Below are 14,570 nucleotides of genomic sequence, written 5' to 3'. Positions count from 1 at the left end.
TTAACGAGCGAGGATACGGCTCAGCGGTCCGTTGATGTTTGCGAAAGCTCTAATGACTCCATCCATTACAAAATCAAATGCGCGCCCGTATCCTTGTCCAAGGCTTGCGGTGTCAAAGCCAAGGTCTTGAAGGCGTGGGAGAGCATTCGCGAAAGCGTCATGAGCATCGGCAATGCGTAGGTCGTTAGCCACGAATAAAGCGGCCATTTTATCGTTACGCTCCTTCCAGTTCTCCGGTTCGTCTGTGTTGATGAATGCATGCATATCCTCATCATGAATATCCAACCGCTCCGCGATATTAAGCAGGGCCTCGAGCAATTTCATGGTTCCCCGATCACCGACCTCCTTCTTAGGGCAACCTGCGGCCTCAAGGATGCGCTTCAGAAATCCATTCGGAACTTTCTGCCAAATTTCATGAAGGCTTTTGCACCGAGCGAGGAAGTCCTGCTCTGACATGGTCAAGGGCACGACCTGGGCCAGGCGGCTCAGCTGTGGATAGTGAAGCCAACCGTTAGCTTGAATATCACCGGCTGAAAATCCGACAAGGTCTTCGGCAGACTTATTCTGCCCAACTACAACTCCGAGTTGAGAAAGGTTGTCGCCCAACATCAAAAGCTCAGCTAGAAGCCGTTGCGTCTTGGCTACGATGTGCTCTTCATTTGGATCAAACTGTGCAACTACAGCAGGATCTAGCGCGAACGAATGCGCATGAAGTATTTCTTGGTCGGGCTTGGGTTTATACAGCTCTCGAAGCGAAGCACGGATTAAGTTTCGCCCCACACGCCTGCAATCTGTGAAGCTCCATTGACCGCGATATGACGGACTGCAAGACCACTGGCCATAGATAAACGCTGGTATCGTGTCATAGAAGCCGCTTTTTTCGTAGCGCTCGAGGAACTGGTCGTCCAAATGAATGATGTGACCGGCGATATCTGCGTCGGCGCTTGCATGAGTAACAAGTCCTTGGACGCCGGGCCAAGCGATGTTGTTGGCCGACTGCTCTGGACACAGTTCGCATGAAACGGCGTCAACGGAGGCCCAAACCTGCAGCAGAAGGCCTCCATCATTTTCGCGGATATCGATCTCATACCAAGCAGGATCTGGCTTGATGTCGATGTGCTTATTGCCATTCATGAGTTGCCGAAGCTCAGGGCCATTAGGAAGCTGTGCCTGATAGAAAAAAGTTCGCACGCCCCTTGCCCCACGCATCCAAAGATATTTTCTCAAGTAGGCATTAGACATTCGCCACGTGACATTGCGCGAGGAGTTAAAGAAATACTCGCGTGAGACCTCGCCTTCGGCGATAGCGAACTCTGGAACGCCTAGATCATCGTAGACAAGGCGTTGCTGCTCATTCCCTAGACACCTGGGCGTGAGTCCAAGGGCCATCCATACCTTTTCGGCAAGGTTATATGTGTAGTAAGAGTTGTCACCCCAAGAGGCAACGATATAGTCGTAGCCGGAAATGCTGAGGGAAAAGTCTTGTGAGGAGCCTTTGTCGCCGAGTACGGGCACTGAGTACGATACAACTCCATCCCCAGCTTCATCGAAAATCGGAAGTGGACTATCAACCGATTCGGGCACTACGGCCAAGAGCATGTGAACAAACTCAGCGTTGGGACCATGATGGTCGAACTCAAGATCGCTGGTCACCTCAACCCGCTCTGAGGGATCGAGCCCTATTGGACTGAGCAAGGCGCGAAGACGCGGTGGCAACCCGGCTCCCTGGATTGGAAAAGTCGCGAGGTGATCAATGGTGGGCATGAGGTTTTCCTAGGTTACGCATCCCACAGTTGCTCGTGCTTGCTCAGATGAACGCTACGCAGCAACTCTAATGTTTCATCGCTTGAAACGGGGATTGTCGTGCAAAGAAGCAGAAACTGCAGGGAATCCGTGTTGCCCTCTCCCTGCTCGTGCGCACAGATGCCCGAGCAGCAGGTGGCGGTGTTCGCGGCGGTGTCGAACGAGCTGTTCAGAAACAGTTTGCGGGGGAAGAGCGAAGATTTCGCTCCTCCAAACCGGCCGGTCGCGAATGACTCCAATTGGTGGCGGATTCAACCGGTCGATGCAACACACTATGACCCGCCCCAGGCGGAAGGAGTGTTGCAGATGAAATACCGGACACGAACCTACTACACGGACAGCCAGCACGCCATTCTCAAGCGGGCAGGACGGCAGGACATAAACCGACGCTTGGATGGTACAAGCTCGGCGCTCAAGAAGTAACGCAACTGGACCAGCTACAGTATGTGCATTGCAGCCCCAGGGGAGCGGAGACATGAATTTAACCGGTGACCCATTGACAGACAAAGCCGCGGTTGACGTGAGCATTGCCGTCGCCAAAGAGGTCTTCGCCAGCGCTTGGAAGTCGGTCAAGAAGATTCCGCAGTGGATTCAAGATAAAAATAGGGAACATGACCCGTTTGGTATTGAGGCAAGGCACTACTGTGAACGTATCGAGGGGCGCTACAACACGATGCGGATTATCGGCATGAGCCGACCGATGCCAATCCGAAGCATTTTCGTCCGCGTCAACATTCTCAAAAAAATCTCTGCTCAACATCGCTCTACGATAGATGAGCTTGAACAGACCCTGAATAAGGACCAATTTGGCTTCGGTATCGTCGCCTCGACGATGGAGGGCCAACAGGTCGTCGATCGTGAGTCGCGTCTGGTCCTACTCGGGAAGCCCGGAGGCGGCAAGACGACGTTCCTAAAGTGGATTGCACTAACGGCCATAGACGGGAAGCTCAAGGAGAAACGCCTCCCAGTCTTTGTTCCAATGAAAGATTGGAGCGATGGCAAGAACACCATCCGCGCCTATATACACGAGGAATTTAAGGTGTGTGGGTTTGAAGAACCCGCCACGTTTGTTGACGGCCTATTAGAAAGCGGCTCGCTGATACTGCTATTGGATGCTCTGGACGAAATTAACGATACGGACAGACTTGCGCAAGCTCTGAAGGAGATCCGAGACCTCTCCGATAAGCACCCTAATATCAAGGTCATCATTAGTTGCAGGACGGCCGCCTACAACTATCTATTCGAGCAGTTTGTCGACGTTGAACTGGCCGACTTCCAGCAGCAGCAGGTCGAGCAATTCGTCGGGCTTTGGTTCGCTGATAGCCCAGCAAAGGGCAAGTTATGTCTGGGAGAACTAGCTCGCGACAAGAACAAGGCAATTCGGGACCTGTGCCAGACGCCGCTATTGCTGACACTCATGTGCCTTGCGTTCGACGAGGGTATGACGTTCCCGAGCAATCGAGCGGAGCTGTACAAAGATGCCTTGGATGCGCTACTTAAAAAATGGGACACGTCGCGTGCGGTCCGGAGAAATACCGCGTATCAGCAGTTGTCGCTAGCAAAGAAGGAACTGCTTCTCGGACGCATTGCCACAAAGTCCTTTGAAGAAGGCAGATATTTTATCCGCCAGGATGACATGGAGCGACAGATCGTTGCATTCATGGCGAACTTGAAAGGCGCTCCGGGAGGTTGTGACCCCGAGGTGGATGCCGGGGAAATCTTGAAAGAAATTGAGGCGCAGCATGGAATCCTTGTCGAGCGAGCAAAAGGGATTTACTCGTTCTCGCACCTCACCTTTCAGGAGTTCTTCGTCGCGCGCACCCTGACGGAGAACAGTAACCGTGATGGTCCAAACCAGTTGGTGGATAAGCACGCACTTGAACCACGCTGGCGCGAAGTGTGCATCCTTGCAACGGGACTTCTTGCCGAGGCTGACGGGTTCGTTCTGAGCATGCGACAGCGCCTGACGCGGCTCGCCGGTGGAAACCTTGGTATCTCAGACTTCCTCAATCGCAATGCAGCGCTCGTGCACGCAACCGCAGGAATTCCGCTGGCCTTGCGGCGCGCGCTTGCACTGGCACATGTGCTCGAGCGACTGGAAGAAGAAGAACCTGGATACACTGCGGTCCTAAACGCAAGTCGCGAGCTCGTCGAAGACATGCAACATGAATTTGGACGCATCAAACAGGTAGACGTAGCGACGATTCAGACACTCAGAATCGGGCTCGACTCCGCGCGCGAGGGTGTTGACAGTTTGGTTCAGTACGTGTTTAACCACAATAGGGACAGAGTGTTCGTACAGCTTATTCGCTATATTCAACTTACACGTTTGTTAGTGAACTGCCTTAACGTTGACGCATACATCACTCTGCCAGTGCGCGAGCAGATCGTCTCAAGTATCTTGGCCGAAAAGTAACATTAAAATCCAAAACTTCTGCTTTGGATCGAAGCCGGTGATCATTTCGATATCAGGTGAACGTCCAGAATCAGTCTACAGGGGCCGACGGTCAATTTTCTCCGAGCCGACATTCAGACTGAAGGTCTTCAATGCAGCGTTTGCTGTCGATCGTCAGTGTCGGCTTAGCGGTAACGAATCGCTCTTACAGTTTCAGCATCAATCGCTATTCCCACTTTTCCGAGTGCCTAATTCAAGTGCCAGTTTCGACAGCGGCAGTCTGTCCAGTTGGTTCAGCTTGCTTTTCAGTTCAGGCAGCCGCTGGTAAATTTTCCAGAGAGTGACAGTTTTACTGACCTGCTCGTTCGCTATGTCGAGTGCTGCTTTTTGAATTGATGCAGCTAGGGCGACATCACGTTGGTCCCAGTTAGTCTTGGCGTGATTGCCCGGCGATGCTTGCTGCAGCAGCGAGACCTGCTGTACGAGCCATGAGCGGTCGTGTCTGTAAAGCCACGCATATGCCGACGACTCTAAGGTGCGAACCGCTTTCACTCCAAGCCGCGGGTTCTCCGTCACTACCCTTTCCCATGCATTGCGGGCGCGCGTTCTCGCTCTATCGTACCGAGCGTCCTTCCATGCTTGATGAAGTCCTACTTGGGTCCGCAAGATTTTGATGACTGATGTAGCTGATATGTCCAATTTTTTAGCCACTTCCCCGGTTCCCGTTCCATCCGCAAGCATTTCTACAAGACGGTTAAATAGTTCTGGCTTCAATGTCTTCGCTCGACGGGGTGTAGAAATTCCCACTTGCGCCGCCCATGCCATCGCCGTGGTTGGATCCACGCCAATATGCCGGGCTGCGCCCGAGAGGGACCAGTTTCCGGTGGAAAGCAAGGCCAGTAAAGCCGAACGCCTAGCATCGGTCGTTGCGCTTTGAGGCTCGTTCAGGAATTCTGGCGAGTCTCGCTCTGGGCGCCGCAAATCATCTGTTTTGCTGCAGTACTCATCCCAGAATTTTTTCCATCCGGAAAAAATCCAGACCATCAAAGTCAGATGGCGAACAGGGTGGGTCGCGTTGCAGTCCATGCGTACCAGCCGTGGTACCTGAGCTAGAGCCTCCGTAAGTGTTTTAGGCAGCGAAGAAAACTCTGCAATACAGGTAAGCGGTTGGACAAAGGACAAATAGCTTGCCGCAAGTTGTGCGAGTGCCAGGCGGCCGGGATTTCCCCGAAGTAGGTTCATTTCACGCAAGCCGCGCCTATATGTGGACAACAATCGGTCCTGCTCTACCTGGGCATATGCCGGCATATTCGTAATGGCCGTGGCCGCTTCAGCGAGGAGCTTTAACGCTGACAGCCGGCGATCTTCACCAGGCGCACCGACTGGCCATGTCGGCCTAAGCTGGCTTTCGTGAGGCATCAACCAGGAGAACCTCCCCACGCCCGTGGACTTCAGCGTGCTTTCATGGAGCGGCGAGTGATGGGTGAGGCAAATCCACACGCCTGGCAGCTGGTGCGCCCGGTGCCAGTAGGCAACGCTGAAATTGACACGATCGTCCCGCATGCACTCTAGGCAAGCTTTAAGTGGGTGGTGAGCCCGAAAGCGGCTGGTAAGCAATCCCAGCTGGAATTTCAGTGAGCCGACGGATGGGCCGCGTAAGGCGCTCACAGCCAATGCGCCACTCCCTGCACTCTGAAATGGAAGGTAGAACGGGAGGATGGTGTGCCTGCGTATCACTTCCTCTGAATCGCCAAAGCCTCCTCGGGTTCGATCTACAAAGCAGTCAACCCGACTTGGAAAGTCGTGTGCACAGCCTTGACGGGAATTCCCGAAAAGTTGCTTGCAGGTTTGAGATGCTTGGACGTTATGCGACAGGACGTGATATCGACTGGCAAGACTAAAGAGCAACTCGTCGGGAAGCCAGGTGAGCTGCAGACCATCATCAAAAAGTTGCCCGATGGAATCTGCGCCCATGGTTCACGCAATGATTAGATGACGCGACGCAGCTTTGCAGATTTTTGTGAATTTTTCTTTGGTTTGTCGGGGCGTCGGATGTACTGGATAAGTGCAACCAAAGTACAGCTACAGGCCCCAACAAACAGCAGATTTGGGGTCGGTTGTGGAAACCCTGACGGCCAGGCGCTGGTGATGGATAGGATCAATGCAACCACCAACCACTTCTCAAAAGGCTCCTTGTGCGCGGTAGATGGTGAGGAGATCGACGACTCGAGAAGGTCTCTTTTTTTAAAGGCTTCAGATAGAAGATTTCGCACTTCATTGTGTGCTGAGCGCATTCGCGCATCGTCACTTCGGTCAGGTGTCTGCATTTGCATTCCTTGTGGATCAAGCTGCTAGCCGAAGCATTTCGTTCATCACATCTTGATCAACCATGGCACGATCCAAGGAAAGTTTGTACAGCACCCGCGCCACGGCTATCTCTTTTTCGATAGTGATTTCCAACCGCTGGTCGGCACAAAAACTGCGAATTCCGGACAAGATGCCCGTAAAAGAGGCCCAATCAAATAGTTGCTCAGCTGCAGTGCTGCTCCGTTCGCCCGTCATGATGTACCAAGCATCTAAGCCATTTTCCTTGGCTCGCCGCCCAAAATTTAAATCTGGAACTGTCCTGTCGGTTTCGTAGAGCGCTAAACAAGATCGGCTCATGCTCAAACTATCAGCAAATTGCTGTTGTGTGAGACACAGTCGCTTGCGTTCCTCTCGAATTCTGGCACCAATTGTTTTGTTTGTGATCATTTTTTGATATATTATCCAAAATAATTGCAAATTGTCGAGCGCATTGTCGAAAGATCAACATGGACATCACCCAAGATCCGTCTGCTCTCTCTGTTGAACAGGTGCGGCGCCGCTTTTACGCCTCCGGTACGTCTGTCACGGATTGGGCACGCAAAAATGGATTTTCGCGGCAGGTCGTTTACTCACTGCTAAGCGGACGTACGCGTGGATACAGAGGTATTTCGCATTCAGCCGCAGTAGCACTCGGATTAAAGGCAGAGCTCGACATTGCCGCGACTGGTTCGGTCCATGGCCGGCAGAACGAGCGGCATTTCAACAGCTCGAATAACTTATCTTTACCTACAGAGGACTTTTTATGACCTCATGAATTTCCGAGGCGCAACGCAAAACGCCTAGCTAGCTTGTCGAGAGCTAACTAGGCGTTGGAATATGCGGGAAAGGTTTGACACTTCCTTGCCTGTATTTTCCATCAAAAAATCCCGCTGTCAAGCGGGTTCGGGGATAGCTCACTCCTCGAAAGCGCGGCACCTTCCAACCACTCGGGCAAAGCTACCGCAATGCGGGACTGGCGCTGCTGCGCGCCAAATTGATGGAACAAGATGGGGAAAACAACCAAACCGAGTGCTGCGCGACTCGTGGAAATACTAAAGCGTCAAGATCCCTGCGCTTGGGGCGCGGACTACCTTCCCGCCATAAAGGCAATCAGGGAGGAGGCGCCGGCGCGTAGCCGTCCCGCACAGATTTGGTGGGAAAAGCATCAACGATACGTTCACGTACTCTCCGAGCCGGAACAATTCATTGTCTTGATTGGCTTGTTCCACCCCTGGCTGTTCGAGCTTCAGGAGCAGCGAATGCTGCATTACCTGCCAACCGCACACCCTCTTGATGCCCACCTAAAAGGTGCGGGCGTGATCCGGCCAGCCCTTCGTGGGACCCTGGAGGTAAGTGATTCTCTCAAATTACTGAAGTACCACGCCATGGTCGCGGTGCCTCGTACACAGCCCGGTAAAGCGGCCACAGTGATGCCTTTTCCATGGGTTGGAGACTTTTTGCTGTTTCTGGATGACGGGCAAGGAGTCTATTGTGTGAACTGGACGGTCAAGAACTGGCCAGAAGACTTCGAGAGGCCTGTGCGGTTCGGGAAGGATTCAAAAGACTTCCAGGAATCAATTGAGAAAGAGCAAGCTCGACATAAGGTGGAGGCACTTTATTACTTGGACGGTGATATCCCGACAGTGCGATTGACCAGGGCTGATTTCGACATCAATGTCGTCATGAATCTTGCCCAGCTCCTCTCGTGGAGCAAAAGAAAGCATTCCTTTTCCGAAGAGAAGACTCGGGAGTTTGTTAACTATTTCAAAGCAGCGATAGGAACAAGTACCGCTGCTATGGCGCTTGTTTTTGACTTGGCGCGGGCCAATGACTGCGAGACAAGCGAGATCAAGATTGTTCTTCATCAAGCTATTTGGCACCGCTTGATCAGGATAGATCTGTTCCAGCCGTTCCACATTGATAAGCCGTTGTTGAGGGAGACGCGAGATCCCTTGCTGGTTTATGCCCATTGGTTTGCGAGGTGATAACCATGGGCATACGGATTGGCACTCAATTGGTAGCACCAGGTGGTTTTAAGCTACTGGAGAGCGGGGTCACTTACTATTTTTTATGGAGCGATAGTTCACGAGAGCGTGTGCATCTGGTGCAGTTTGTGATGCGACCTCCCAAGACGCGGCGCAAACCCACGCGCGAGGGACGGGTCCTGACGGAAACGCCTACGCCGCTGGCGATGTTGGTGGCGATGAGGCGTTCTCAGTTCGAGTTGGGAGTGGAGTCATCGGCAATTCTTCATCACGACCACCAGGCTGCACTTCCTCCATGGCTGGAGCCGCTTTCAGGGAAAAATCTCGCCTCCATTGACCTGCTGCGGCCAAAAGCTAAAAAAAAACATGCACAGCGAATCGACGACATGCTCGAGGCCATATATCCACTTGTCATGAAGTACAAGGAGGTACTAGGGGCCGAGAACCCTGACAAGCTAATTAACAAGCATGCCCGGGCCTGCTCTCCAGTCAAGAATGAAACGCGGGTTCGACTAGCGTTCTACTGTTACTTGCTCTTTGGTCGATCTCGCAATGCATTGCATTATCCGATTCACAAAATAGGTGGATGGGATCGGGACCTTCAAATCGACGGTAAAAAGCGCGGACGCAAGCGTGAAGGGAAAGGAGTGAACTACGGGCACAACGTCAGCTCGGTGATACATAAACGCATTGTGGAAAGCTACCGTAAGTATTCAGGGCTTGGTATTTCCATGACGGAGATATACCGCATCTCCATGAGTAAGACTTTCGGCTGTCGTGAGCGCCCGGATAGAGACGGCTTGCTTTCCTACTATCACCCTGATGGCGAACCATTCCCGACCTATGGTCAGTTTGATTGCCATGTGGCCGATGAGCTGGGAAGGGGCGAGATTCAGAAAAGGCGTTTGGGCCCGAATCTAGTACGAGGGAAAATTGCTCCTTCGCTGGGACCCTTTACTCGCGCGGTAGCAAACCTGATGGAGCGCGTGGAAGCCGATGGTTATTACTGTGGCGAGCGCCCCATTGGCCTCGTGGAGAAAAGTACCTTGCCGCACCTTTGCGTTGTTCGAAAGCGCGACGTTGCAAGCGGGGCACTCACTGCGGTGGGATTTTCATTCGCGGCAGAACGAGCTTCTGCTTACAGAATGGCGACCTTCTGTGAAGCCATTGATAAGGTCAAGTTCTGTTCACTCTTTGGAATTGCCATTGAGGCCTGGGAGTGGCCCAGCATCGGGACAGGTGCACATGGTACTGCTGATCGGGGCCCTGGTTCGACTGACGGCGCATTTTCCGCGGATCTTGAAATGCAACCTGTCTTTCGTGTGATGCCCCCAAGTTACGCGGGGCAATCGAAGGCAGTCATGGAATCATCCAACCCGAAGAAAATAAAAAATCAGGAAGCGCCAAGTCACCTCAGGTCCGAGAAGAGCGTTTTTCAGCTGTCGCTGCGCGAGATCCGTCGAGTGATTCTCGACAACGAATCGATCGATATCACCGACCGAATCACGCCTGATCTCTGGGATAAGGTGCGCAAGCCCTGTCCCAATGCGTTATGGACCGTGCTCGATGAGCTGGGCCGCAATGATGCTGTTCTGGTGACTTTCGAGGATGCTGTCCGTGCTTACCTTGATCAGGTCGAGATCGTGGTCAAAGCCGGTGGAATTGACTTGCATGGCCAACGTTACGACTCACGTGCCCTGCGAGCGACAGGCTTGCTGGATCGAGTGGCTGTCTCGCAGGTCATGCGGATGAAAGCATATGTTCTTGAAGCCTGTGTACGTCATATCTGGGTCGACATTGACAACCAGCTGATAGAACTTGATCTTCAGGCGAGTCTCAGAGCGGGGGACGAAATACTTTTCATGTCCTTGAACGAAATCAAGCAACGTGAAATTGAAATGCGGGCAATGGCCCCTGCATTCTTGGAGCATCGGCACGCAACAGCCTCCAAGGCGCACCGAGCCTACGAGGAAGAGACCGGATTGAAGTGGAACAGTGCTTCAAGGCATTCCGGTAGCGCCAAGTCAGGTACGTCGATAGCGCGGCAAGAGACTGCAGAATCCGCTCTTGCCATGAGCGGAAGGAAACGGGCATGACCTCATCTGTCTCGCCATGGGTCGATCGTTTTCACAAGCTCGGCGACCCAGAGATCATCAAGGTCCGATCGTCTCTTCCAGCTCAGCCGCTCATTGCCTTAGGGAGCAGTCCAGTGGAATTTGCATGCGACCTCTTCAAGGCGGAGCTTGATCGGATATTTGTACCCACCACTTCGGCAGTGAAATTGCTGGTCGTGTTGATGGAGCGGGCGGCTAGTTATGCGTCGTCTCATTACCAGAATGAACGAAATTTTCTGAATCGATGCTATTCCCGGGAGGTGGACGTAAGCGAATCTGCACCTTTTTGCCTGACTGGTCTGGCGGGTGTCGGGAAGTCTCAAATACGAAAGGCGCTCTTCCGAATCTTGCCGGACGACAGTAAGGTAAAGGTTACCTCTCATGGTGAGTTCCCGCTATCGGCTGGCCGCTTGGTCGTTGTCAAGTCTCGAAAGAGTGTGTTGGAGGTACTCCGATCCCTGGCACGCCCTGGATTGAACGAGAAGAGTCTGCGCGGGGAGTCGGCTTGGCTCAAAGAATGCCAACAATGGCTTTATCAATGTGGCATTTGCACTGTCGGTCTGGATGAGCTGCAGTTTTTGACTCAGAGTGAGAAAGCCAACACACTCGTTGCGCAGTTCTTGATGGCCATGAGCTATCTTGGACCACCGGTCTTCTTCACCTGTAATTACAGCCTCGGGCATCGATTGATGAGGCGTCACCAGGAGGAGCGTCAGCGCCTCCTGACGCGAATACATGTGTTGCACCCGGATGATTCTGACTCCGAGAGCTGGCGTTTGGTACTTCAGGAATTTCAAAAAGTTGCTCCGGATGTCTTCCTATTTCATTTTGTCGACGAAGCGCGGCAACTGTGGAATCTGACGGCCGGAATCAAACGTTGCCTGGCTCAGCTACTGGTTTTGGCTTACCGCCAGGCCAGACGCAAGTCTGTCTATTCAGTTTCGATCAGTGATTTATTAGCGGCATATCACTCAATCGAGTTCTGCATTCAACGCCAGGATGTGGAACTCCTCTTCACTCACGGGATAAAAAATGTCAAGGGTCGCCCGGATCTAAGCTGTCCATTCCAGATATCAAGTGCTGAGGCAGAAAAATATATTCATGGATTGCAAACGGCACGACGGGAAAAAGTAGCGAATGCTGTCGTGCGGGCGGTAATGACGGAAAAGGAACGCCAGAGCTTGCACGCCCTCCAAGCCGTCGTAGCGCCTAAAAATGGCTCACGTGCCTCGAAAAATATCCACAAACTGAAGTTCGCTAAACCAAAAAACCTGGACTCACTAAAGCTCGCCGCTGAAGAATTCAAGAAAGGTTTGCAGTGATCTCATTCACGCTTCACGGCAATCGGACGGTTCCATATGAGCAGAGTTTCGATGCTCGCACGAGCATGAGCTCATGGTTTTACCCCATGCATATAGATGCATCGCTACCAAGAAAAGGCGGTACCCATGATTGATGCCATTAATTTTTTCTATAGCTGGAAAATATTCCGCCAGCGATGTGTCATTGACCATCAGGATCCAAATTTTCGGAAGAAACCCATGGGGACGCCTGGCTTTAATCAAGCAAAGATTATTTGGATTCAGTGGTCAGCCTTCTGTGCAGCTCGAAATATCACCTGGTTTGAAGCCAGGGAATCGGATGTCGAAAGCTACCTTCAATCCATCCCCGCTCGTCGCCAACCTAGGGTTGTTCAGGCTAATGGGAGGAGGATCATCTCGCCAAGTGGGGTCAAAACAGACTCCAGTGTCACGATCCGGCGCTACTGGCGCATTCTGAACGACTTTTACGTCTTTGGATTGATGGAGCACTACGTGACGCACAATCCAGCGGAAAAAGTAAAACCGGAGGATGGGGAGAGTACGCAATCAGACCTGCTCTCGATTTCAGAATATTGCCAAGTTATGGAACGGCTGCCTCATGGCGCGTGCAAAAAGAGTTCTCGAGATCGCCTAGCGATTCTGCTCATCGCTCGTCATGCGCTGACTGCGGGAGAAATTGTGAACCTCAAGTTGACCGACGTTTTAGTGGGTTCTCGCGCGCCCGTTGAATCGGAGGTAGTTGAAGGCACGGTAAATGCGTTAGAACAGGCGCGGGCTTCTATGTGCACACTCAGTCTTAGGAATAGCCGCACCTTGCTGACTCGTGTAGTTAGGCTTGACGAGGCGACGAGTCTGGCGATGGAAAATTGCCTGAAGCTACGTCCTCAGACCACTTCGGAGAATCTCTTTTTGGGCCATCACGGAAGACGATGGATACCTAAAGATGTACACCTTCTATGTTCAAGACACTTGAAGATTTGCCAGATCAATTTGGGAAAAAACACAGGTCCCAATGCTTTTCGCAACAGCTGCATTCTTAATTGGTTAAATGATCACGTTCCGATTGAAGAAATTAAGCATAGGTGCGGATTCCGGGACGCTAACTTCTTAAGGCGCTTAGCTCTTCATATTCGGCCATCTGTCGCCATTCGTTATGGCTGCAAAACAGCTTTTCCGTATCCAATCCATCGGGCAAACCAAGAGTCGATGGAGGTCCAGAGATCACCAGATCATCCGCCCGTTCTTTTCAAGGCGATTATGCGGGGTCAACAGGCAGAGGCAGGGGAGCTCGTCGAGAGGCTGTCTGCTTTTTGGGATGGCACACCCAGGCATGCAAAAGAACTCGCTAATGAGTTACGCCGTGCCGGGTTAATCGGCTCGCACGCATCGGTGCAATAAATTCCAACATGCCACCGAAAATTCCAGATATTCTGCCGGGCGAGATCTACCAAGGCTGGCTGGAGCGCTTTCGCATCCTCAACAATTACGAGAACATGCAGCGCGTTTACCGAGAACTTCGAGCGATGGCTCTAATAATCAACGACAGTGCCACGGAGCACCTTCATGAGATAGGTGCCATAGTTACAGATACCGACTATTCCGATTTCATTGAACAGCACACGCTCGTTCCGTTCTTGCAGCTGTCGAATAAATCGCATTATTTTCAAAAAGGAAGATGGGTAGCGTCTCCTTGGAATTACCACAGCGACTCGGTCTCTCGAATTCATTCAGAGGGAAAGAAATGCATTGAATGCGAAGACGCTGATCTACGGAATCAGGGCTTTCGATATCTGAGAAGAGATCATCAGATTCCTGGGGTGGAATGGTGCCTTTTTCACCAGAGTCATTTGGTCTGGAACTCCCCAGAGGGGCGTGGAAGTTTTGAGTCGTTTGATGATCCAGATAGTTTTACAGCTCTAAAAGCGCAGGTATTTAAGATCATGTACGGGCTGAACTAGCCTCATGCTCTACGAGGTCTCAAGAAAAAGAAAAGTTCAGCCGAAAGGTGTGGCCAGAGCGAACAGAAAATCTAACCTAGTGGAGCCGCAGTAAGACAAGATGCGTCGCTCAAGTGAATTTTGACGTGAAAAGGATAGATTCGTTCTTGCGCTGAAGGGGATGCTTACACCGTCCGAGGGGGAGACAGTTTTCGGTTGATGATATGAATCCATGGAAGTGATCCGTCACCATCGAAACGTTGTTCATCGCGGGCGATTTGAACTGACCTCTGCCGGATAGAAAGTATGTATGGGAACAAGATCTAACAAGAGGCGGATTGGCCGCTTGCTCCATGGCCGTTTCGATGGAAACTTTATTTGGGAAACCGCTGAAGAGCAAGCTTGGCTTAACTTTCCACCGTTGGGCGGGGAGTTTGGCAGTTCGGACTATGAGCGGTTCGAACAACTGGATGGCTACGCGTTTGACATATTTCAAAGCATGGAATTGGCCCATGAATGGCTTTCCAATCCACATCCAGCACTCGACGGGATGACGCCAAATGAGAGCGCTTGCAATAGCACCGGTTTGCAAAAGACGCTGAACCTTCTGGCTGGACTCAAACTGGATGCCTCCACTGGGACTGGCGATCAAGTCAAAAAATGAGAAG

Annotated in this window: 13 protein-coding genes; 9 read left to right on the top strand and 4 right to left on the bottom strand. The window is 52.1% G+C overall.

Features of this window, described 5'->3' with window-relative positions; all coding sequences use genetic code 11:
- Nucleotides 1-1,764, bottom strand: coding sequence for a hypothetical protein (locus BM160_RS06330; RefSeq protein ID WP_092002270.1), 1,764 nt, complete (start codon nt 1,762-1,764; stop codon nt 1-3).
- Between the two features lie 159 nt (nt 1,765-1,923).
- Here BM160_RS06330 and BM160_RS22145 point away from each other — a divergent pair, with 159 nt between their 5' ends.
- Together BM160_RS22145 and BM160_RS06320 are read left to right on the top strand one after the other, a co-directional pair.
- A complete protein-coding gene (locus BM160_RS22145) occupies nt 1,924-2,226 on the top strand; it encodes a hypothetical protein (RefSeq protein ID WP_143093191.1) in 303 nt (100 codons plus the stop codon).
- 52 nt (nt 2,227-2,278) lie between these two features.
- Nucleotides 2,279-4,219, top strand: coding sequence for an NACHT domain-containing protein (locus BM160_RS06320; protein WP_177218936.1), 1,941 nt, complete (start codon nt 2,279-2,281; stop codon nt 4,217-4,219).
- A gap of 198 nt (nt 4,220-4,417) precedes the next feature.
- Here BM160_RS06320 and BM160_RS06315 read toward each other — a convergent pair whose 3' ends face one another.
- The 3 genes from BM160_RS06315 to BM160_RS06310 are packed head-to-tail and all read right to left on the bottom strand — an operon-like array spanning nt 4,418 to nt 6,952.
- Complete coding sequence (locus BM160_RS06315) at nt 4,418-6,172, bottom strand: TnsD family Tn7-like transposition protein (protein WP_092002264.1); 1,755 nt, start codon at nt 6,170-6,172, stop codon at nt 4,418-4,420.
- A gap of 14 nt (nt 6,173-6,186) precedes the next feature.
- On the bottom strand, nt 6,187-6,525 hold the full coding sequence (locus BM160_RS22140; RefSeq protein WP_143093190.1) for a hypothetical protein: 339 nt from the start codon (nt 6,523-6,525) through the stop codon (nt 6,187-6,189).
- Between the two features lie 16 nt (nt 6,526-6,541).
- Nucleotides 6,542-6,952 carry a helix-turn-helix domain-containing protein gene (locus BM160_RS06310; RefSeq protein ID WP_092002261.1) on the bottom strand — a complete coding sequence of 137 codons (411 nt, stop codon included), beginning with the start codon at nt 6,950-6,952 and terminating at the stop codon, nt 6,542-6,544.
- A gap of 59 nt (nt 6,953-7,011) precedes the next feature.
- On the opposite strand from BM160_RS06310, the gene BM160_RS06305 reads away from it, so the two are divergent.
- From BM160_RS06305 to BM160_RS06275, 7 genes are all read left to right on the top strand, one after another.
- Entirely contained in the window at nt 7,012-7,311 is a 300-nt protein-coding gene (locus BM160_RS06305) for a DNA-binding protein (protein ID WP_092002257.1), read from the top strand.
- 240 nt (nt 7,312-7,551) lie between these two features.
- On the top strand, nt 7,552-8,529 hold the full coding sequence (locus BM160_RS06300; protein ID WP_092002254.1) for a PDDEXK family nuclease: 978 nt from the start codon (nt 7,552-7,554) through the stop codon (nt 8,527-8,529).
- A 5-nt stretch (nt 8,530-8,534) separates the two neighbouring features.
- Nucleotides 8,535-10,625 carry a transposase gene (locus tag BM160_RS06295; RefSeq protein WP_143093189.1) on the top strand — a complete coding sequence of 697 codons (2,091 nt, stop codon included), beginning with the start codon at nt 8,535-8,537 and terminating at the stop codon, nt 10,623-10,625.
- Entirely contained in the window at nt 10,622-11,965 is a 1,344-nt protein-coding gene (locus tag BM160_RS06290; RefSeq protein WP_092002248.1) for a hypothetical protein, read from the top strand. Before BM160_RS06295 ends, BM160_RS06290 begins: the two co-directional genes overlap by 4 nt.
- Before the next feature lie 126 nt (nt 11,966-12,091).
- Complete coding sequence (locus BM160_RS06285) at nt 12,092-13,363, top strand: tyrosine-type recombinase/integrase (protein WP_177218935.1); 1,272 nt, start codon at nt 12,092-12,094, stop codon at nt 13,361-13,363.
- Nucleotides 13,364-13,371: 8 nt separating this feature from the next.
- Nucleotides 13,372-13,923 (top strand): TniQ family protein, encoded by a 552-nt coding sequence (locus tag BM160_RS06280; protein WP_092002241.1) that lies wholly within the window; start codon nt 13,372-13,374, stop codon nt 13,921-13,923.
- 289 nt (nt 13,924-14,212) lie between these two features.
- Complete coding sequence (locus BM160_RS06275; protein WP_092002238.1) at nt 14,213-14,566, top strand: antitoxin Xre/MbcA/ParS toxin-binding domain-containing protein; 354 nt, start codon at nt 14,213-14,215, stop codon at nt 14,564-14,566.
- Nucleotides 14,567-14,570: the final 4 nt, after the last annotated feature.

This window comes from Polaromonas sp. OV174 (assembly GCF_900112285.1).
In the GTDB taxonomy this organism is placed as follows: domain Bacteria; phylum Pseudomonadota; class Gammaproteobacteria; order Burkholderiales; family Burkholderiaceae_C; genus Polaromonas.
The sequence above is the reverse complement of the archived record's forward strand: the minus strand, read 5'-3'. Positions and strand labels throughout refer to the sequence as shown.